Origin of the sequence: Sphingobium sp. CECT 9361, assembly GCF_918741285.1 — a bacterium.
Classification (GTDB): domain Bacteria; phylum Pseudomonadota; class Alphaproteobacteria; order Sphingomonadales; family Sphingomonadaceae; genus Sphingobium.
Genome location: NZ_CAKKNC010000004.1, coordinates 102,545 through 120,819, shown reverse-complemented (window position 1 = coordinate 120,819; position 18,275 = coordinate 102,545). Strand labels below are relative to the sequence as shown.

The 18,275-nt window shown below is 62.1% G+C and carries 19 protein-coding genes; 5 read left to right on the top strand and 14 right to left on the bottom strand.

Annotated features, from left to right (window positions below; translation table 11 throughout):
- Positions 1 to 60: 60 nt before the first annotated feature.
- Both ubiG and LQ220_RS08630 read left to right on the top strand, forming a co-directional pair.
- Positions 61 to 822, top strand: a complete 762-nt coding sequence (gene ubiG / locus LQ220_RS08635) for a bifunctional 2-polyprenyl-6-hydroxyphenol methylase/3-demethylubiquinol 3-O-methyltransferase UbiG (RefSeq protein WP_230187884.1) — start codon at positions 61 to 63, stop codon at positions 820 to 822.
- A 121-nt stretch (positions 823 to 943) separates the two neighbouring features.
- Positions 944 to 1,306, top strand: a complete 363-nt coding sequence (locus tag LQ220_RS08630; RefSeq protein WP_230187883.1) for a hypothetical protein — start codon at positions 944 to 946, stop codon at positions 1,304 to 1,306.
- 6 nt (positions 1,307 to 1,312) lie between these two features.
- Here the strand turns inward: LQ220_RS08630 and LQ220_RS08625 are convergent, their stop codons facing one another.
- The 3 genes from LQ220_RS08625 to LQ220_RS08615 form a co-directional block, all read right to left on the bottom strand.
- Positions 1,313 to 2,452, bottom strand: coding sequence for an ATP phosphoribosyltransferase regulatory subunit (locus LQ220_RS08625; protein WP_230187882.1), 1,140 nt, complete (start codon positions 2,450 to 2,452; stop codon positions 1,313 to 1,315).
- Between the two features lie 197 nt (positions 2,453 to 2,649).
- Positions 2,650 to 4,230, bottom strand: coding sequence for a phosphoglycerate dehydrogenase (gene serA / locus LQ220_RS08620; protein WP_230187881.1), 1,581 nt, complete (start codon positions 4,228 to 4,230; stop codon positions 2,650 to 2,652).
- Positions 4,231 to 4,329: 99 nt separating this feature from the next.
- A complete protein-coding gene (locus LQ220_RS08615; protein WP_230187880.1) occupies positions 4,330 to 5,463 on the bottom strand; it encodes a phosphoserine transaminase in 1,134 nt (377 codons plus the stop codon).
- A 183-nt stretch (positions 5,464 to 5,646) separates the two neighbouring features.
- Between LQ220_RS08615 and LQ220_RS08610 the strand changes: the two genes are divergently transcribed.
- Both LQ220_RS08610 and LQ220_RS08605 read left to right on the top strand, forming a co-directional pair.
- On the top strand, positions 5,647 to 6,321 hold the full coding sequence (locus tag LQ220_RS08610; protein WP_230187879.1) for an extensin family protein: 675 nt from the start codon (positions 5,647 to 5,649) through the stop codon (positions 6,319 to 6,321).
- A 53-nt stretch (positions 6,322 to 6,374) separates the two neighbouring features.
- A complete protein-coding gene (locus LQ220_RS08605) occupies positions 6,375 to 7,253 on the top strand; it encodes an LOG family protein (RefSeq protein ID WP_230187878.1) in 879 nt (292 codons plus the stop codon).
- 9 nt (positions 7,254 to 7,262) lie between these two features.
- On the opposite strand, the gene LQ220_RS08600 is transcribed toward LQ220_RS08605, so the two are convergent.
- The 4 genes from LQ220_RS08600 to LQ220_RS08585 form a co-directional block, all read right to left on the bottom strand.
- On the bottom strand, positions 7,263 to 8,687 hold the full coding sequence (locus tag LQ220_RS08600; RefSeq protein ID WP_230187877.1) for a UdgX family uracil-DNA binding protein: 1,425 nt from the start codon (positions 8,685 to 8,687) through the stop codon (positions 7,263 to 7,265).
- Between the two features lie 58 nt (positions 8,688 to 8,745).
- Positions 8,746 to 9,102 (bottom strand): hypothetical protein, encoded by a 357-nt coding sequence (locus LQ220_RS08595; protein ID WP_230187876.1) that lies wholly within the window; start codon positions 9,100 to 9,102, stop codon positions 8,746 to 8,748.
- A 104-nt stretch (positions 9,103 to 9,206) separates the two neighbouring features.
- Positions 9,207 to 10,460 carry a putative DNA modification/repair radical SAM protein gene (locus LQ220_RS08590; protein WP_230187875.1) on the bottom strand — a complete coding sequence of 418 codons (1,254 nt, stop codon included), beginning with the start codon at positions 10,458 to 10,460 and terminating at the stop codon, positions 9,207 to 9,209.
- A 72-nt stretch (positions 10,461 to 10,532) separates the two neighbouring features.
- Positions 10,533 to 11,936, bottom strand: coding sequence for a methyl-accepting chemotaxis protein (locus LQ220_RS08585; RefSeq protein WP_230187874.1), 1,404 nt, complete (start codon positions 11,934 to 11,936; stop codon positions 10,533 to 10,535).
- Between the two features lie 122 nt (positions 11,937 to 12,058).
- On the opposite strand from LQ220_RS08585, the gene LQ220_RS08580 reads away from it, so the two are divergent.
- On the top strand, positions 12,059 to 13,258 hold the full coding sequence (locus LQ220_RS08580; protein WP_230187873.1) for a serine hydrolase domain-containing protein: 1,200 nt from the start codon (positions 12,059 to 12,061) through the stop codon (positions 13,256 to 13,258).
- Positions 13,259 to 13,261: 3 nt separating this feature from the next.
- On the opposite strand, the gene LQ220_RS08575 is transcribed toward LQ220_RS08580, so the two are convergent.
- The 7 genes from LQ220_RS08575 to LQ220_RS08545 all read right to left on the bottom strand — a co-directional run bounded on the left by LQ220_RS08575 (position 13,262) and on the right by LQ220_RS08545 (position 18,273).
- Entirely contained in the window at positions 13,262 to 14,785 is a 1,524-nt protein-coding gene (locus tag LQ220_RS08575) for a fumarate hydratase (protein ID WP_230187872.1), read from the bottom strand.
- A 69-nt stretch (positions 14,786 to 14,854) separates the two neighbouring features.
- Positions 14,855 to 15,220, bottom strand: coding sequence for a DsrE family protein (locus LQ220_RS08570; RefSeq protein ID WP_230187871.1), 366 nt, complete (start codon positions 15,218 to 15,220; stop codon positions 14,855 to 14,857).
- Positions 15,213 to 15,974: a HesA/MoeB/ThiF family protein gene (locus LQ220_RS08565; protein ID WP_230187870.1), complete on the bottom strand. Its 762-nt coding sequence runs from the start codon at positions 15,972 to 15,974 to the stop codon at positions 15,213 to 15,215. Before LQ220_RS08565 ends, LQ220_RS08570 begins: the two co-directional genes overlap by 8 nt.
- On the bottom strand, positions 15,971 to 16,420 hold the full coding sequence (gene dut, locus LQ220_RS08560; RefSeq protein WP_230187869.1) for a dUTP diphosphatase: 450 nt from the start codon (positions 16,418 to 16,420) through the stop codon (positions 15,971 to 15,973). The genes LQ220_RS08565 and dut overlap by 4 nt, the downstream gene beginning before the upstream one ends.
- A complete protein-coding gene (coaBC, locus tag LQ220_RS08555) occupies positions 16,401 to 17,627 on the bottom strand; it encodes a bifunctional phosphopantothenoylcysteine decarboxylase/phosphopantothenate--cysteine ligase CoaBC (RefSeq protein ID WP_230187868.1) in 1,227 nt (408 codons plus the stop codon). Before coaBC ends, dut begins: the two co-directional genes overlap by 20 nt.
- Positions 17,624 to 17,971, bottom strand: a complete 348-nt coding sequence (locus LQ220_RS08550; RefSeq protein ID WP_230187867.1) for a HepT-like ribonuclease domain-containing protein — start codon at positions 17,969 to 17,971, stop codon at positions 17,624 to 17,626. The genes coaBC and LQ220_RS08550 overlap by 4 nt, the downstream gene beginning before the upstream one ends.
- Positions 17,971 to 18,273 (bottom strand): nucleotidyltransferase domain-containing protein, encoded by a 303-nt coding sequence (locus LQ220_RS08545; RefSeq protein WP_230187866.1) that lies wholly within the window; start codon positions 18,271 to 18,273, stop codon positions 17,971 to 17,973. Before LQ220_RS08545 ends, LQ220_RS08550 begins: the two co-directional genes overlap by 1 nt.
- Between the last annotated feature and the right edge of the window lie 2 nt (positions 18,274 to 18,275).

Sequence of the window (18,275 nt, the reverse complement as noted above, 5' to 3'; positions counted from 1 at the left end):
TCGGAAAACGGGTCCGCGAGGGGTGCAAAAGCGGGCCTCCCTTAGTAAGTTGGAACAGATATGGCAAGCAATGTGGCCCCTGAAAGCATCACGACCATCGATCCGGCAGAGGCCGCGCATTTCGGTACGATGGCCGCCGACTGGTGGAATCCCAAGGGCAGCAGCGCGATGCTGCACAAGTTGAACCCGGTGCGCCTGTCCTATATCCGCCACGCGGTGGACGCGCATTGGCGTGGCGACGCGAAATCGCTGCGCCCGCTCACGGGGAAGCGCGCGCTGGATGTGGGCTGCGGCGCAGGCCTGCTGTGTGAACCGCTGGCGCGGATGGGCGCGCAGGTGACAGGCATCGACGCAGCGCATGAGAATATCGCTGCGGCGCAGGCCCATGCGGCGGGGCAGGGCCTCAGCATCGATTATCGCGCGGTCGGCGTGGAGTCGCTGGGCGAAACCGGCTTCGATCTGGTGACGAGCATGGAAGTGATCGAGCATGTCACCGACCCCGCGTTGTTCCTGCGCGGGCTGGCGGATGCGCTGGCGCCCGATGGGCTGCTGATACTCTCGACACCCAACCGCACGCCCTTGTCGCGGCTGGCGATGATTACGCTGGGCGAAGGCCTGGGCCAGATTCCGCGCGGCACGCACGACTGGAGCAAATTCCTGACGCCCGAAGAAATCGAACCGATGCTGGTGGCAGCGGGGCTGGAAGTGACGGGGTGGAGCGGGATCGCGCTGGACCCGGCGAAGGGATTCGTGCTGTCGGAGAAGAAGGGGTTGAATTATCTGCTGACGGCGAAGCGGGCGGGCGAGTTAAAGGATGGATGAATCACTAAATATTTACTTAAGTAAATCGTACTTATCTATTATTAGGCTTATATCTGTTTTTGTCATAATTTCAGTATTATCATTTGACGGGGTAAATGTATTCGAATTTATTGCAATAGTGATGTTGATAGCTTCTTTGATTAATAAATTACACGGCATTATTGGTTTCTTTCATCGAGAACCAATAATGACTATTAGCCGGGACGGCATTCATCTCCCCTGCGCCGAAAATGCATTCTTGCCTTATGACATTGTCAATAATTATTGGATTACTAAACACCAAATATATAATGATATTTGGAATACATTCTCTATTCAATGCTCCCCACGCCAGTCTTTAAATACTAAATTATGGTACAAGATAAATGGAATAAAAGTAGATACTCTGTTAGAAGGCGATATTGTTTTCATCGATAAACACCTTGAATGCAAATTCCAAGATATCGCTGAAACAATAGATTTATACCGTGAAATGCCAGTCTGACTATTTCTAATACCCCCGCGCCGAATCCCCATCCAGCCAGTGCGAACATCCCAGGGCCGCGCCGTCATCCACGTCGGACAATGCCGCGACCGTCCGCCAGCCTTCGCCGCGCAATGCCTTCGCCACCAGTGCATCATGCCCCAGCGGCAGGAACAGCCGCTTGACGGGCATCGCGCCGAAGCCTGCGTCGATCAGCGGGTCGGGGTAGAGGGAGAAGCCGATGGCGGGTTCTTCGCTGCCGTCGCTGCGCAGGATGGCGTAGCTGCCGCCGCGCCCGATTTCGCCGACGAACCCCTCTGCGAAAACGGAAAATCCGAACCAGCTTTGATATTCGAAGCCATGGCGTTCGGTCGGGTCGAGCGTCAGGGTAATGTCCCAGCCAATGGGCTTGGCGATGGCCCGCAACGCAGCGATGCGGCTGGCAATCGCGCCTTGCCCGGTGGCGGCGTCGATGGCTTCCAGCTTGTCCATCGCAGCATGGAACGGCCCCGCCGCTTCGATCAGCGGCAGATAGGACGCCGCGCCTGCACCCAGCGCGACGAGCGCGCCTGCATCCTTCGCGTCCAGTTCGGTCCGCACCGCTTCGCGCTCTGCGTCGCTCAGCGGCATCGGTCCGGCGGCGAGGGTGTCGATCAGGTCGGGCAAGGTGAAATCGATGGTGATCCCCGTGACGCCTGCCGCCTGCAACGCTTCGATGGCGACGTTGACGATCTCGACCGCTGCGGCGACGCTGTCCGTTCCGATCAGTTCCGCGCCGACCTGCAACTGTTCGCGCTCCGGCCGCAGCTGATTGGCGCGCAGTTTCAGCACCGGGCCGCCATAGGACAGCCGCAATGGCCGCGCGGTGGTGGCGAGACGGGTGGCGGCGATGCGCCCGACCTGCGCCGTCATGTCCGGGCGGATCGCCAGTGTCCGCTGCGACACGGGATCGACGGCGCGGAGCAAATCCTGCGCACGGGCCGATTTAAGCCGCTGCGTCAGTGTCTCCTCGAACTCCGCAATCGGCGGCATCACGCGGGCATAGCCATGCGCTGCTACGGTATCCAGCACGCTGCGCGCCAGATGCGCCGACGCCTCCGCCGCAGGGGGGAGACGGTCGGACAATCCTTCGGGCAGAAGGCCGGTGATGGCGTTGGGCTGGGTCATAGCTGGCGCTTCTAGCGGATTTTTGGGGAGAGGCGAGTCCCCCATGCCAATCCCCCTACACATTCAAACCCGGTCGGTTCGAGCAGCTTCGAGCGTAGCCGAGAAGCGCCCGTCGAGAACGAGTCGCTTGGGCCAGTTCTCGACAAGCTCGAACCGAATGAGGGCGGAGGGGGCGGGTTTCCGGTTAGTCTACTGCCTCACGCAAAGCGCAGCAGCTTCACGGTCTTCACGCCGTCGAGCTTGCAGATGTCCCACAGCAGCGGCTCGGTGACCACGCCGTCGACCGACAGCAGCAGCACCGCTTCGCCACCCTGATTGCGGCGACCCAGATGGAAGGTGCCGATGTTTACGTCCGCATGACCCAGCGTCGACCCGATACGACCGATGAAGCCGGGCGCGTCCTGGTTGACGATGTAGAGCATGTTGCCCGCCAGATCGGCTTCCACCTTGATACCGAACAGTTCGACCAGACGCGGCTGCTCCGGTCCGAACAGAGTGCCAGCGATGGAGCGTTCGCCGGTCGGCGTCTGCACCGTGACGCGCACCAGCGTCTGGTACGCACCTTCGCGATCGTGGCGCACTTCGCGCACGTCGAGGCCGCGTTCCTTGGCGAGATACGGCGCATTGACCATGTTCACCGTGTCGGAATAGGCGCGCATCAGGCCCGCCAGCACCGCTGCGGTGATCGGCTTCTGGTTCAGTTCCGCTGCATGGCCTTCGACTTCGATCGAAATGCCCTGCACCTTGTCGCCTTCAAGCTGCCCCAGCAGGCTGCCCATCTTTTCGGCGAGCGCCATGTAGGGCTTGAGCTTGGGCGCTTCTTCCGCAGACAGGCTGGGCATGTTGAGCGCGTTGGTCACGCCGCCGTCCAGCAGATAGTCGGACAGTTGCTCGGCCACCTGCAGCGCGACGTTGACCTGCGCTTCGTCCGTGGACGCGCCCAGATGCGGGGTCGAGATGAAGTTGGGGGTGCCGAACAGCGGGCTTTCCTTCGCCGGTTCGGTCACGAACACGTCGAGTGCTGCGCCGCCGATATGGCCGCTGTCCAGACAGGCCTTCAGCGCCGCTTCGTCGATCAGGCCGCCGCGCGCGCAGTTGACGATGCGCACACCCTTTTTGGTCTTGGCCAGCGCTTCGGCGGACAGGATGTTGCGGGTCTGGTCGGTCAGCGGCGTGTGCAGGGTGATGAAGTCGGCGCGGGCGAGCAACTCGTCCAGCGTGACCTTTTCCACGCCCATATCCACGGCGCGCTCGGGCGTCAGGAACGGATCGAACGCAACCACCTTCATCTTGAGGCCCAGAGCACGGTCGGCCACGATGGAGCCGATGTTACCCGCGCCGATCAGGCCCAGCACCTTGCCGGTGACTTCGACGCCCATGAAGCGGTTCTTTTCCCACTTGCCCGCCTGCGTGGACGCATCGGCTTCGGGCAGTTGGCGCGCGAGGGCAAAGATGAGGGCAATGGCATGTTCGGCGGTGGTGATCGAGTTGCCGAACGGGGTGTTCATGACGACCACACCCTTGGCGGATGCTGCGGGGATGTCGACATTGTCGACGCCGATGCCTGCGCGACCGATAACCTTCAGGTTGGTCGCGGCGTCGAGGATCGCTTTCGTCACCTTGGTCGAGGAACGGATGGCGAGGCCGTCATACTGACCGATGATCGCGATCAGCTCTTCGGGTGTCTTGCCGGTGATTTCGTCGACTTCGACGCCCCGGTCGCGGAAGATCTGAGCGGCGCGGGGGTCCATTTTATCGGAAATGAGAACTTTGGGCATGATATATACTCCTGTCATCCCAGCGAACGCTGGGATCTCCCTTGTTTTTCAAGGGAAGTGAGACCCCAGCTTTCGCTGGGGTGACGAATTACGCAGGTGTTAAGCGGCAGCCTTCGTCTGGGCGTAAGCCCAGTCGAGCCAGGGGCCGAGCGCTTCGATATCGGCGGTGTCGACGGTCGCGCCGCACCAGATGCGCAGGCCGGCAGGAGCATCGCGATAACCCGCGATGTCGTATGCCGCGCCTTCCTTCTCCAGCAGACCGGCGAAGCTCTTGATGAACGCTTCGTCGGCGCCTTCGACGGTCAGGCACACGCTGGTCTTGGAGCGCGACGCCGGGTCCGCCGCGAGATGGCCGAGCCAGTCACGATCCGCGACGATCTTGTCGAGCGCGGCGGCATTGGCGTCGCTGCGTGCGATCAGGCCAGCCGCGCCACCGATGGACTTGCCCCATTCCAGCGCGAAGATCGCGTCTTCCACTGCCAGCATGGAGGGGGTGTTGATCGTCTCGCCCTTGAACACGCCTTCGGTCAGCTTGCCCTTCGATACCAGACGGAACACCTTGGGCAGCGGCCATGCTGGGGTGTAGGTTTCGAGCCGTTCGACCGCGCGGGGGCCGAGGATCAGCACGCCATGCGCGCCTTCGCCGCCTAGCACCTTCTGCCAGGAGAATGTCGCGACGTCGATCTTCGTCCAGTCAATATCGTACGCGAACACCGCGCTGGTCGCATCGGCGAAAGTCAGGCCTTCGCGGTCATCGGGAATCCAGTCGGCATTGGGGACGCGCACGCCAGAGGTGGTGCCGTTCCAGGTGAACAGCACGTCGGTCGAGAAATCGACGGCGGAGAGATCGGGCAACTGGCCGTAATCGGCGCGCACGATTGTCGGGTCGATTTTAAGCTGCTTGGCGGCATCCGTCACCCAGCCTTCGCCAAAGCTTTCCCACGCCATCGTGGTCATCGGGCGCGCACCCAGCATCGTCCACATCGCCATTTCAAAAGCGCCCGTGTCCGACCCCGGCACGATGCCGATGCGGTGCGTTTCAGGCAGGTTGAGCAATTCGCGCATCAGGTCGATGCAATATTGCAGACGTGTCTTGCCGATCTTCGACCGGTGCGAACGACCCAGCGATTGGGTGGCGAGTTTTTCGGGGGTCCAGCCGGGCGGTTTCGCGCAAGGGCCGGAAGAAAAGAAAGGACGCGCAGGCTTAGAGCCCGGACGGGTAACTTCAGTCATGTAGTCTCTCCTCACAGAGAGCACGCGCGGCGTTGGGACCGCGTGGCCCGTCGGCGGCCCTACAGGCGGCAGCGGATTAGTCAAGTGCGATGAAGGTCGCTGGCCAGTCAGTGCGCACGGCACGACCGACTGAAACGCAAAGCCGTTGCCACAGGTTCAGCATTGACGGATATACTGGCCCCAATGAGCGGGCGAGACACTAAAGGCGGATTTTCAGGGCGTTGGGTTGCGGCCGTTGCGCTGTTGGCACTCGTCAGCGCCTGCGCCGGGCCATCGGAAAAGCGGCGCAGCGTGCGCGCACGACAGCCCGCTAGGGTCGCCCCGCCACAGGTCGATATCAAGCAATGTGTGGCCGATTTACGACGATTGGGCGTTCAGTTCTCTACCTTGCCGGACCGCAGTTTCGGCGGCGGCTGCTCGGCGGTCGGGTCGGTCAAGCTGCTGGATACCGGCGTGCCGACGACCAATCTGGGCGCCATGACCTGCCCTCTTGCGGAGAAATTTTCCGCTTGGACGCGTTACGCCGTACAGCCTGCTGCGCGGCTGTTCCTGGGGAGCGAGCTGGTGCGGATCGAGACGTTTGGCACCTATTCCTGCCGTCCCATCGCCGGATCGGGGCGATTGTCCGAACATGCGCGCAGCAATGCCGTGGATGTGTCGGCATTCGTGCTGGCGGACGGGCGCCGCATTTCGATCAAGGGCAACTGGAACGGCGACAGTCGTGAGCAGCAATTCCTGCGCACCATCCGCGGCAGTGCCTGCAAGCGTTTCCGCACCGTGCTCAGCCCCGATTACAATGCCGCGCATCAGGATCATCTGCACTTCGATCTGGGGGGCAAGGGGCTGTATTGCCGCTAAGTCTCGGGCGGTTGCGTCTTGGCAATGTCATGCCCCTTGGCTAATGGCCGTCGATGACCAAGAAAGAGATTGAAGAGCGCAAGTTCCGCCCTGCCAAGCAGGAAGCCAAGGACGCCGCCAAAAACCTGCACACCCCGCAAACCATGAGCGCCGCGTACAAGCTGGCGTTTCAGGATACCGATTTCCTGCTGCGCGAGGATTTGCGCCCCATCCGTTTTCAGCTTGAATTGCTCAAGCCCGAATTGCTGATGAACGAAGCGAAGATTGAATCGACCTTCGTATTCTATGGCTCGGCCCGCATTCCCGAACCGGATCGTGCGCAGGAGCGGATCGACGCGGCGACCACCGACAAGGAACGGGAGATCGCGCAGCGCCTCGCCGCCAAGTCGAAATATTATACCGAAGCACGCAAGCTGGCCGGGATCGCAGCGCGCTATCCCGTCGACGAACATGGGCATCAGAATTTCGTTGTGTGTTCGGGCGGCGGCCCTTCCATCATGGAAGCGGCCAATCGCGGCGCAGCCGATGCGGAAGCGCCCTCCATCGGCATGAATATCGTCCTGCCGCATGAGCAGGCGCCTAATGTCTATGTGACACCTGAATTGTCGTTCCAGTTTCACTATTTCGCACTGCGCAAGATGCACTTCCTGCTGCGCGCACGGGCGCTGGCAGTGTTCCCCGGCGGCTTTGGCACGTTCGATGAAATGTTCGAACTGTTGACCCTCGTCCAGACCGGCAAGATGAAGCCGATCCCTATCCTGCTGTTCGGCAAGGACTTCTGGACGAAGGTCGTCGATTTCGAAGCCCTTGCCGATGAAGGCGTCATTGCGCATCGCGATCTCGACCTGTTCACATGGGTAGAAACGGCGGAGGACGCATGGTCGGCCGTCTGCCATTTCTACAAGGATGACAATCTGATGGGGTGCGAATAACCCGGACGATCAGACCGTCTCCAGCCGCGCCCCGTCCAGCCGCGCCCTGACCAGCCGCAGATCGTCCAGAAAGCGTGCGCGTTCCTCCTCGGCTTTTTGGGCGTCGGGAATGCGCAGCAAATAGCTGGGATGGACGGTCACCCATAATTCCTGGCCCGTGGGCAGCGGGATCGCAGCGCCCCGCACCTTGCCAATGGTTACGGCCTTGCCCAGCACCGCACGCGCCGCCGTCGCTCCCAGCGCAAGGATCACCGGCGGGCGGATCGCGTCGATTTCGCGGCCCAGCCACCATCGGCAGGCTTCGATTTCGGGGGTTTGCGGCGTCTGGTGAATACGTCGCTTGCCGCGCAGCTCATGTTTGAAATGCTTCACGGCGTTGGTCAGATAAGTGCGCGACCGATCAATCTCGGTTTTGGCCAGCGCATCGTTCAGCACCTGCCCCGCCGGGCCGACAAAAGGCCGCCCCGCCAGATCCTCCTGATCGCCCGGCTGTTCTCCGACGATCATCAGGCGCGAATCGGCCGGACCTTCGCCGAACACGGTTTGCGTGGCGGTGCAGTGCAAGGCGCAGCGGGTGCAGGTCATCGCCTCGGCGCGTAGTTCAGTCCAATTTTCCCTCGCGCCTGGGATCGCTTCGATATTCTTACTGGGCACCGGACTGGCGGCGATCATGGCGGACTCGCGCGCTTGTGCGCCTGCGATCAAATCCGGGATCAGCGAAGCCTCCGGCAAGTTGCGCCAGTATTTCTTCGGCATCTCCGACATCATCGCACCGACCTTCAGCCGCGCCGGATTGAAGATCGCGCTGTAATAGCCTTTCCAGATATCCTCGACCGGATCTTCGGCAGGCGCGTCGCCCCGTTCGGCACCTGGCCCTTCGCGCAAAATGTTCCCGTCCCAATGGATGCTGCATTCCGGCGTCAGGATCGACCAGCACATATTGGCGAAGCGGCGGATGAAAAATCCGGCATTGGCGCGGACAATGTGATGATCCGGCTCGAACCACGCGACGAACCGGGCGGGCGCGCCATCAACCGCTTCGATTTCGCGGAAGCGGACGAAGGCATGCATCTTGTGAATGTCGCGGCGCACTGCCTTCGCCAGCATATCGACCCGGCGCAGGAGGGGGTCGGCTCGATCCTGCACGACACCGGGACCGGCCCGGACGTGCAGCAACAGCGCGTACAGCAAGGCAAAGCGTTCGGGGTCGCTGTGCAGTATCGCCGACTGCGCAAGATCCACAAAGGGCCGGGGCACGGCGAAAGAGGCGGAAGGATCGACCTGCGGTAACGCTGCACCGCCGAACAGATCGCCGCTCGATGCACCTACGTGCCAGCTAACTTCCTGCGCAGGCACCTTGGACAGCGCCAGATTGCGCGCTGCATTGCGCCACCCATCGAAATCGTCCGGCGCGTCGAGGGTTACGCAGAACATGCGCGTACACCGTCGGCAACCGCACCGCCGTCGTCTATGTTAGAAAAAAGGGCTGTTGCTAGTTGAACATGAGCCCGAACATCATCCCGACCGGTATCCAAAGGAACGGGGCGACGAGGCTGGCGGCCCAAAGCGGAATTATATCTGCGCGGAAACAGCGCGCCAATTGATCTGTATCCGACTTTTCCGAAAGAGCGATCCAGCGACTTTCCAGGCTGCGAGCCGCAATCGCAAAGCCGCCAATTGCGATGAATATGCCAAGGTGCATGACGAGCGATCCGCCCAGCTTCGCTACGACAGCGATCTGCAACACGGCGAAGATCACCAGCGCTGCTGCGACATGGCTGCTCATCCGTCGACCATAGTCGACCGACTGAACATTGTCCGCCGTGCGTGTCGGAAATATCGAAGCCATCGCAATCCCCTTTGTCGATTGAAGGCACAGCGAAGGTTTCATGAGAACGCCACAGAATCAATCGGAAAAGTGCAAAATGGGCCCAAAAAGCTGACATTTCCGCTTCACGTGCCGAATAAATCGAGTTGTCGGAGTTTGGGCGCAAGCAGCGACCGTAAATCGGCCCGATCCGCCAGCATGACGGGGCGCCAGTCCGACGCGATCAGAAACGGACGTATCTTCACGATGGATGCCGTCAAACGTGCGACATCGCTGAGCCGCAGCGTACGGAAGCGGCGCGACTGCAAGATCGCATTGACGGCTTTCACCCCCAGCCCCGGCACGCGCAATAACTTTTCCCGTGGCGCACGGTTCACATCCACAGGGAAGTCCGCGCGATGCTTGAGCGCCCAGGCCAGCTTTGGGTCGATATCCAGTGGCAGATTGCCCGTCACGCTGTCCGCCGCATCGGCAATCTCATGCGCGGCATAACCGTAAAAGCGCATCAGCCAGTCGGACTGATACAGCCGATGCTCGCGGATCAGCGGCGGGCGTTGCAACGGCAGCACCGCACTGGCCGAGGGAATGGGGGAGAACGCGCTATAATAGACGCGCCGTAGCCCGAAGTTGCCGTAAAGCCCGCTTGCCCGTGTGACGATGGCCGTATCGCTGGCGTCGTCCGCGCCCACGATCATCTGCGTCGACTGGCCGGCCGGTGCGAAACGCGGCGCGTGGCGATAGCGTTTGCGCGCGTCCTTGTTATCGATCATTTCCGTCTGCATCGACCCCATTGCGCCTTCGATGCGGTCGGTGTCTTTTTCCGGTGCCAGCCGTTTTAGCCCCGCGCGTGTCGGCAATTCGACGTTGATCGATATACGGTCGGCATGAAGCCCCGCCTGCCGGATCAGTTCCGGATCGGCATCGGGTATGGTTTTCAAATGAATATAGCCGCGAAAGTCATGATCCTCGCGCAGGCTGCGCGCCACTTCCACGACTTGCTCCATCGTATAGTCCGGCGAGCGGATGATGCCGGATGAGAGGAACAGCCCCTCGATATAATTGCGACGATAGAAGGAGAGCGTCAGGTCGACGACTTCCTGCGGCGTGAAGCGCGCGCGGCGAACATTGCTGCTCTTGCGGTTGATGCAATAATGGCAATCGAAGACGCAACTGTTGGTCAGCAGGATTTTCAGCAGCGAGATGCAGCGGCCATCGGGGGCATAAGCATGACAGATGCCCATGCCTTCGGTCGATCCGATCCCGCCCTTCGGGCCGCTGGTGCTGCTGCGTTTGGATGTTCCCGACGACGCGCAGGACGCATCGTATTTCGCCGCATCGGCAAGGATTTCAAGTTTCTGCCGAGTGTCGAGCCATGCCATATGTTCTGTCTATGTTCTTTGACAGCGCTTGCCAAGGCATTTTTATAACAGGTTTTTTTTTCGGAAGGTCGTTCAGCTCTGGTCGGCGTAGGCGATCTGCAGAATGCCCCAGTGGCGACCGCGAATATGGATCGAGGCAATAACCTGTTTCAACAGGATCACGCCGCCGCCGCTGATCGGGCGGCGATAGGCCTTGATGCAGAATGGCTGCGTAGTCTTCACTTGCTCGACCGTGTCGGGGGTATCGAAAATCTGCCCGGCCCGCGCGAACTCCGCGTTCCAGATCGGATCGTTGGGACGCTGTGGGAGCGATCTTTCGGGCATGGCGACACCGCCCCAGGATGTGCGGTCGGTGCAGGTCATGCCGAAAAAGCCCGGCAAGGCCCGCGCCTGTTCTTGCAACGGACGTGCCGCAGCCGTTATGAACGGCTGAATGGGGTGCGTAAACAGCTTGGGATCGGAGAAAGCGACCGGCGCATAAGTGCCGCTGAATGCGTCCGCCTCTGCAATCCGGCCTTCGCCGATATCGCGTTCGAGCTGCTCGGCAATGGCTTCCGCCGCGCGCAATCCGAAGTGGATATACGGCGAATCGGGTATTTCGACGCCGCTTTCGGCGAGATACTGCAACAGGATGTTGGTGTCGTCGCTGACCGTGCTGACTCGGCCTGACAGCCTTTGCAGGCCCAGGGCATTATCGGTCGAGGTGGTCGACAACGCATCGAGACCGCTGTGGATCTCGCTTACCGAACTGACCATCGAGCTGATGCGGTTCGCCACCGACGCGCTGTTTTCCGAAAGCCCCCGCATCAACGTGGCCAGTCGATCGACCAGCGCTTCGATGTCGCGCGTTCCCTTGTGCGCCGATTTGGCCTTTTCCACGCCCTTGCCGATGCGGCTGAGCATGCCGTCGGCTTCGCCCGCCAGCGCACGGATCGACACTTCGATCGTCTTGGTGGCGGCGGCGGTTTCCTGCGCCAGTTTTTTGACTTCGCTGGCCACCACGGCAAAGCCGCGCCCCGCGTCGCCCGCACGGGCCGCTTCGATGGTCGCGTTGAGCGCCAGCAGGTTGGTCTGGCTGGCAATGCCACTGATCACGCTGGTGACATGGCCGACCTTGGTCAATGCTTCGGTGAAGCCGCCCAGACTGTCATGGATGCGGCTGACCTGTTCGATCATGTCGACGACATCCACGGTCGCTTCGGAAAGCTGGCGATTGGAATCGCTGATCACGGCATGGGCAGCGGTCGCCTTCTGCTGTGCGTCATTGGCTGCATCGGACACGTTGGCGCTGTCGTGGGCCAGTTGGACCGCTTCGCTGCCAATGACGTCAATGGTTTTCGCCTGCGCGGTGACGCGACCGGCCAGTTCCGCGATGTCCGCCTGAAGGTCGAGCGTCCGCAGTCCCAGATCGCCTGACAGCTTTGCGGCCTTGGTTATCGTTTGATATATGTCAGTCGTGAGCGCGGCATGCTTCATCCTTTCCTGCGTAAACCGTTGTGGTTAAATAAGGATTAGTGACATATCCGAGGTCGAACCCCGGCCCGGCAAAAAGCGTCCGGGGGCGCGGGAGGTGCAGGGCGGTGCAAGCGATACGGTCCATGAAACGACCCTTCCCTCTATGGGTGGCAATGACCCTTTCGGCATGGGCAATTTCCCCGGCATCGACTGCCAATGCCGCCGCCGAAGTCCCCGAACCGGCATCCGCCTGGGCGCGTTTCGACGGGCGACAGGTCACGGCCAGCGGCGCACAGGGCATGGCCGACCGTAGCGCCGGTCGTTATGCAAAGGCCGACGATCCCGTCCGGATCGCATCTATCTCCAAACTGGCAACGGCGCTGGCCGTCATGCGGCTGGTGGAGCGCGGCGCCCTCGATCTGGATCGGGACGTGTCGCAGGTACTGGGCTGGCCCTTGCGCAATCCCGCCTTCCCGGATCGCCCGATCACGCTACGGTTGTTATTGTCGCATACTGCCGGAGTGCGGGACGGCGTGGAGTACGCGCTGCCTCTCGATGCGCGGCTGGACGTAGCGATGCGCGATCCCAAGGCGTGGGACAGCGCGCACGAGCCGGGTGCGTATTTCGCCTATTCCAATCTCAATTTCCCGATTGTCGCGGCGGTAATGGAGGCGGCTACCGGCGAACGTTTCGACCGCTCCATGCAGCGAGAGGTTTTCGCTCCGCTCGGCCTAGACGCCTGCTTCAACTGGACGACCTGCTCACCGCGCGCGGTGCGCCACGCCGTCGTTCTGTATAATGCCGGCGGCAGCGTGGCGCGCGACGATCTGCACGGCACGAAGCCCGATTGCCCGGTGGTTCCTGCAACTGACGGTAGCTGCGATCTCACGCGCTACCCACTGGGGCGTCACGGCGCGGCCTTCAGTCCGCAAGGTGGTATGCGGATCGGGGCACGCAGTCTGGCAACGCTCGGCATGGTCCTGACCGGCCAGCGTCCCGATTTCCTCAAAGCCGCCAGCCTTGCGGAAATGACCCGCGCGCAATGGACTTTTGATGGCAGCAATGGCGACACCGAAGGCGGCTTTCACTGCGCCTACGGATTGGCGGTGCAGATACTCGCGCTACCGGGGCGCAACGCGCAATGTCGCGACGATCCCTTTGGCGACGGGCGTACGCGGATCGGCCATGCGGGCGAAGCCTATGGCTTGCGCTCGGGCCTGTGGGTCGATCCGGTGTCGGGCAAAGGCCTGGCGTTCTTCGCCACCGCCAATGCCGCCGACGCACCAAAGGGCGGCTCCGCCTTCACCGCTGCCGAGGAAGCGATGATCGCGGCCCACCATTAGCGGTCAGGCGCGCTCCAGCAGCTTCTCCCGCTTGATCTTTTCCTGCCAGACCAGCGGCGCAAGATGGTGGACCGACTGGCCTTCGCTATCCACGGCAACCGTCACCGGCATGTCCTGCACTTCGAATTCGTAGATCGCTTCCATGCCCAGATCGGCAAAGCCCACGACCTTCGATCCCTTGATCGCTTTCGCCACCAGATAGGCCGCGCCGCCGACTGCCATCAGATAGGCGCTCTTGTGGTCGCGAATCGCGTCGATGGCCATCGGCCCGCGTTCCGCCTTGCCGACCATCGCCAGCAAGCCTTCTTCCAGCATCATGCGCGTGAACTTGTCCATGCGCGTGGCGGTGGTGGGGCCAGCGGGGCCGACCACTTCCTCACCCACCGGATCGACCGGCCCGACATAATAAATGACGCGACCCTTGAACTCCACCGGCAACGGTTCGCCCGCATCCAGCATGTCCTTGATCCGCTTGTGCGCGGCGTCGCGGCCGGTCAGCATCTTGCCATTGAGCAACAGGCGGTCGCCATGCTTCCAGCTTTGCACCACTTCCGGCGTCAACGTATCGAGATCGACGCGGATCGCGGCCTTGTCCGGCGTCCAGTTGACGTCGGGCCATTCGCTCAGCTTGGGCTGTTCGAGATAGGCGGGGCCGCTGCCGTCCAGCGTGAAGTGCGCATGGCGCGTCGCGGCGCAATTGGGGATCATCGCCACCGGCTTGCCAGCGGCGTGGCAGGGCGCGTCCATGATCTTGACGTCGAGAATGGTGGAAAGCCCGCCCAGACCCTGCGCGCCGATGCCCAGCGCGTTCACCTTGTCGAAAATCTCGATGCGCAGCGCTTCGATATCGTTCTGCGGCCCGCGTGCCTTGAGCGGTCCCATGTCGATCGGGTCCATCAGCGCTTTCTTCGCCAGCAGCACGCAATGTTCCGCCGTGCCGCCGATGCCGATGCCCAGCATCCCCGGCGGGCACCAGCCTGCGCCCATTTGCGGGATCATCTCCAAGACCCAGTCGACGATATTGTCGCTGGGGTTCATCATTTTGAACTTGGACTTGTTCTCGCTGCCGCCGCCCTTGGCCGCTACATCGACGCTGACTTTCGATCCCGGCACCATCTCGACATGCAACACGCAAGGAGTGTTATCCTTGGTATTGCGGCGGGTGAAAGCCGGGTCGGCGAGGACCGAAGCGCGTAGCTTGTTTTCCGGGTGCAGATAGGCGCGGCGCACGCCTTCGTCGATAATCTCCTGCATTGACTTTGCGGTGTCGTCCAGGCGGCAATCCATGCCCCATTTCACGAACACATTGACAATGCCGGTGTCCTGACAGATCGGGCGATGACCCTCGGCGCACATGCGGCTGTTGGTCAGGATCTGCGCGATAGCGTCCTTGGCGGCGGGCGACTGTTCCGCTTCATATGCTTCGCCCAGCGCGCGGATATAATCCATCGGGTGATAGTAGCTGATGAATTGCAGCGCGTCGGCCACGCTTTCGATCAGATCCGCTTGGGTGATGGTGACGGTCATGGCCCGGAAATCCCTGCTCTGCTGCCTGTTTTGCGGATCGCTATAGTCGCTTTGGCCCTTGTGTCCAGATTACACGAAAAGCAGCCGGTCGCTATCGCCGACGCCTTGCAGGAAGCCGACCGACCCTCCGGTCGCGATGCGTGAGTCCAGCGTGGCGGCATCCATTCCGGCAAGTGCCAAGCCGCTCTGACAGGCGATCAGGGTCACGCCCAAACCCAGTGCCTCTTCGATCAACGCGGCAAGGCGCGGCATCCCCGCAGCGACGTGGGCTGCATCGCGCGGAGCGGACGCAGCGTCAGAAAGAAGCGCCACGGCATCCATCTGAAAGAACATCTGTGCAGCGCCCCCCAATGCCGCGTGGGCCGCCGCCATCGCCAGCGCGCCGCGCAACCGCTCCGGGTCGGCGGTCAGCACAACGATCTTCATGTCACGCATGGGCCAGCGCGCAACGCGGGCAAGCGGGATCTTTCGGCACCGTCAACGTCCGGAACCGCAGCGACAGCAGGTCGGCGATCAGCAACTTGCCCGCACTGTCGTCCCCGAACGGCACCATCGCGCGGATCGCTTCCAGCGCGGCGAGGCTGCCCATCATGCCCGTCAGCGCACCCATCACGCCCTGCTCGGCGCAGCTTGCTTCGGCCCGCCCCGGATCGCCCCCGACCAGGCAGCGATAGCACGGCTTGTCCGCTTCCCACCCGCGATAGACGGCAAGCTGCCCCTCGAACTGCCCCACGGCTGCGGACACCAGCGGAATGCGCAATCGCTGCGCCGCATCCGCCACCGCCAGCCGCGTTTCGAAGCTGTCGCTACCATCGATCACGACATCCACGTCCCGCAGCATAAGTGCAGCATTGTCTGCGGTAAGACGCTGAAGAATGGCAATAACATGCACATCGGGCGTCAATCGCGCAACGGCGGCGACGGCGGCCTCCGCCTTGGGCGCATCAATGTCTGCCGTCCCGAAAAGCACCTGCCGCTGCAGGTTCGACAAAGCCACCGCATCGTCGTCGATCACCCGTAAGGTGCCGACACCCGCCGCCGCCAGATACTGGATCGCCGGACTGCCGATCCCGCCCGCACCGACCAGAGCCACATGCCCCGAAAGCAACCGCGCCTGCCCCGCCCCGCCAATTTCCTTCAGCACGATATGCCGCGCATAGCGCTCAAGCTGGGAGTCGGTCAGGCTCATTGCCCGGTCGAACCAAACCCGCCTGTGCCCCGCGCCGTGTCGTCCAGTGCGTCGACTTCGGTAAAGCGCGCCTGCTGGACTGGTGCCGCAACTATCTGTGCGATGCGGTCGCCTCTGCGGATCGGGAAGGGCGTGTCGCCATGATTGATCATGATGATTTTCAACTCGCCACGATAATCGCTGTCGATCGTGCCGGGGGTATTGGGCACGGTAACGCCATGCTTGAGCGCCAGGCCGGAGCGGGGCCGCACCTGCACTTCATAGCCTGCCGGAATGGCCATCGCAAAACCGGTGGCGACCGCATGACGCGCGCCGGGGGCAAGATCGAGTTCTTCGGCCGCCACCACGTCCATGCCCGCAGCCCCTGCGGTCGCATAAGCGGGCAGGGGCAGGTCGGCGCCATGGGACAGGCGCATTATGGCAATCTCAATCGGCGGCAAGGACATGGATGACTTTCTCGATCAGGCGGTTGGCGACGGCATCTTTTGGCAGGCGTTCCCATGTGTCGATGCCTTGCGCGGTGACGATATGCACGCTGTTCGCGTCCCCGCCCATCACATCGCCCGACACGTCATTGGCGACGATCCAGTCCGCGCCTTTGCGCGCCAGCTTGGCCTGCGCATGGTCCGCCAGCTTCTCGGTCTCCGCTGCAAAACCGATCAGCAAGCCGGGGCGCTTGGGGTGCTTGCCCAAAGTCGCGAGAATATCCGGATTCTCGATCAGCGTCAGCGGGGCAGGGCCATCGCCCGATTTCTTGATCTTCTGCGCGGCTTCATCCTGCGTACGATAATCGGCGACGGCGGCAACCATGAAGGCCACATCGGCTGGCAGCGCCGCTTCGACCGCCGCCAGCATTTCCCGCGCTGTCTCGACATCGACCCGCGTAACCCCGCGCGGCGTGGGGAGCGCAACCGGCCCGCTCACCAGCGTTACCCGCGCACCGGCATCGGCGGCGGCGCGCGCAATCGCAAACCCCTGCTTCCCCGAAGAGCGATTGGCGATGTAGCGGACCGGATCGATGGGTTCGTGCGTCGGTCCGGCGGTGACGAGGACATGCTTGCCGTGAAGAGCGCGCGAATGTCCCTCGACTTCGCTCGGGACGAACGGAGAGGGGGCGGAGAGGAGGTTTCTAATTTCCGCCGCCACGACTTCCGGCTCAGGCAGTCGCCCCTTGCCCCATTCGCCGCAGGCCATGCCGCCGCTATCCGGCTCCATGATCGTGATGCCGTCGGCGCGCAATTGCGCCAGATTGCGCTGCATCGCGGGATGGTGCCACATCCGCACATTCATCGCAGGCACCGCGAGCACCGGCGCATCGGTGGCAAGCAGGATGGTCGTGGCCAGATCGTCGGCAATGCCTGCCGCCATCTTCGCCATGATGTTGGCGGTGGCGGGACAGATCACGATCAGATCGGCTTCGCGGCTAAGCTGGATATGCCCGATCTCGCTCTCTTCCTTCAGGTCGAACATATTGCCGTACACCTGATCGCCTGTCAGCACGCCCAGCGACAGCGGCGTCACGAACTCGCGCGCACTCTCCGTCATCACCGCCCGCACCGCAATATCCTCACGCCGCAGCAACCGCACCAGCTCCAGCGCCTTGTACGCCGCGATACCGCCAGAGACGATGAGGAGGATGCGCGGGGTCTTCATATATCGAATTTCGCCAGTTCAATGATGCAGGCCCGGTGCAGCGCAGCCAGATTTTCCGTTGCCGCTATCCAGATACGCTCCGGGTCGATAGCCAGATAATTATGCGCCACGACATTGCGAAGGCCGTAAATGGCTTGCCAGGGAAGATCGTGGCGGCCCTTTATCGTTTGACTAAGTTTGTTGCACTCTTCGCCGATAACCGAAAGGCGATAGGATGTAAGGTCGATCTCGTCGCCATCGGCTACGAATTTCTCAGACGTTATCTGCGACAGCCGCCTGTCAAGCGCATCGATCAACTGAATGATGAGTTCGAGCCGACCGGCATCCCGGTCTTGGTCCTCCATCAAAACACCTGAACGGAGTCGTGGTGCATCGCTACCGCTACCCGTGGCCGCGCGCCCATCGCCTTGCGTTCCACCAGATCGACACGCGTGCCGAGCAGTTCTTCGAGTCGCTGTTGCATGGCGATGAATTCGAACAGTCCGATCTTGCGCGCGTTCGTAATGTCGCAGGCTAAATCAACGTCTGACTGCGGCCCTGCTTCGCCGCGCGCGGTGGAACCGAACAGATATAGCGCGTCCATCCCCGCCGCGCGCATTTCCTGTTCATGCGCCCTAATCCGTCCGATGGCTTCGTCGCGTGTCATGA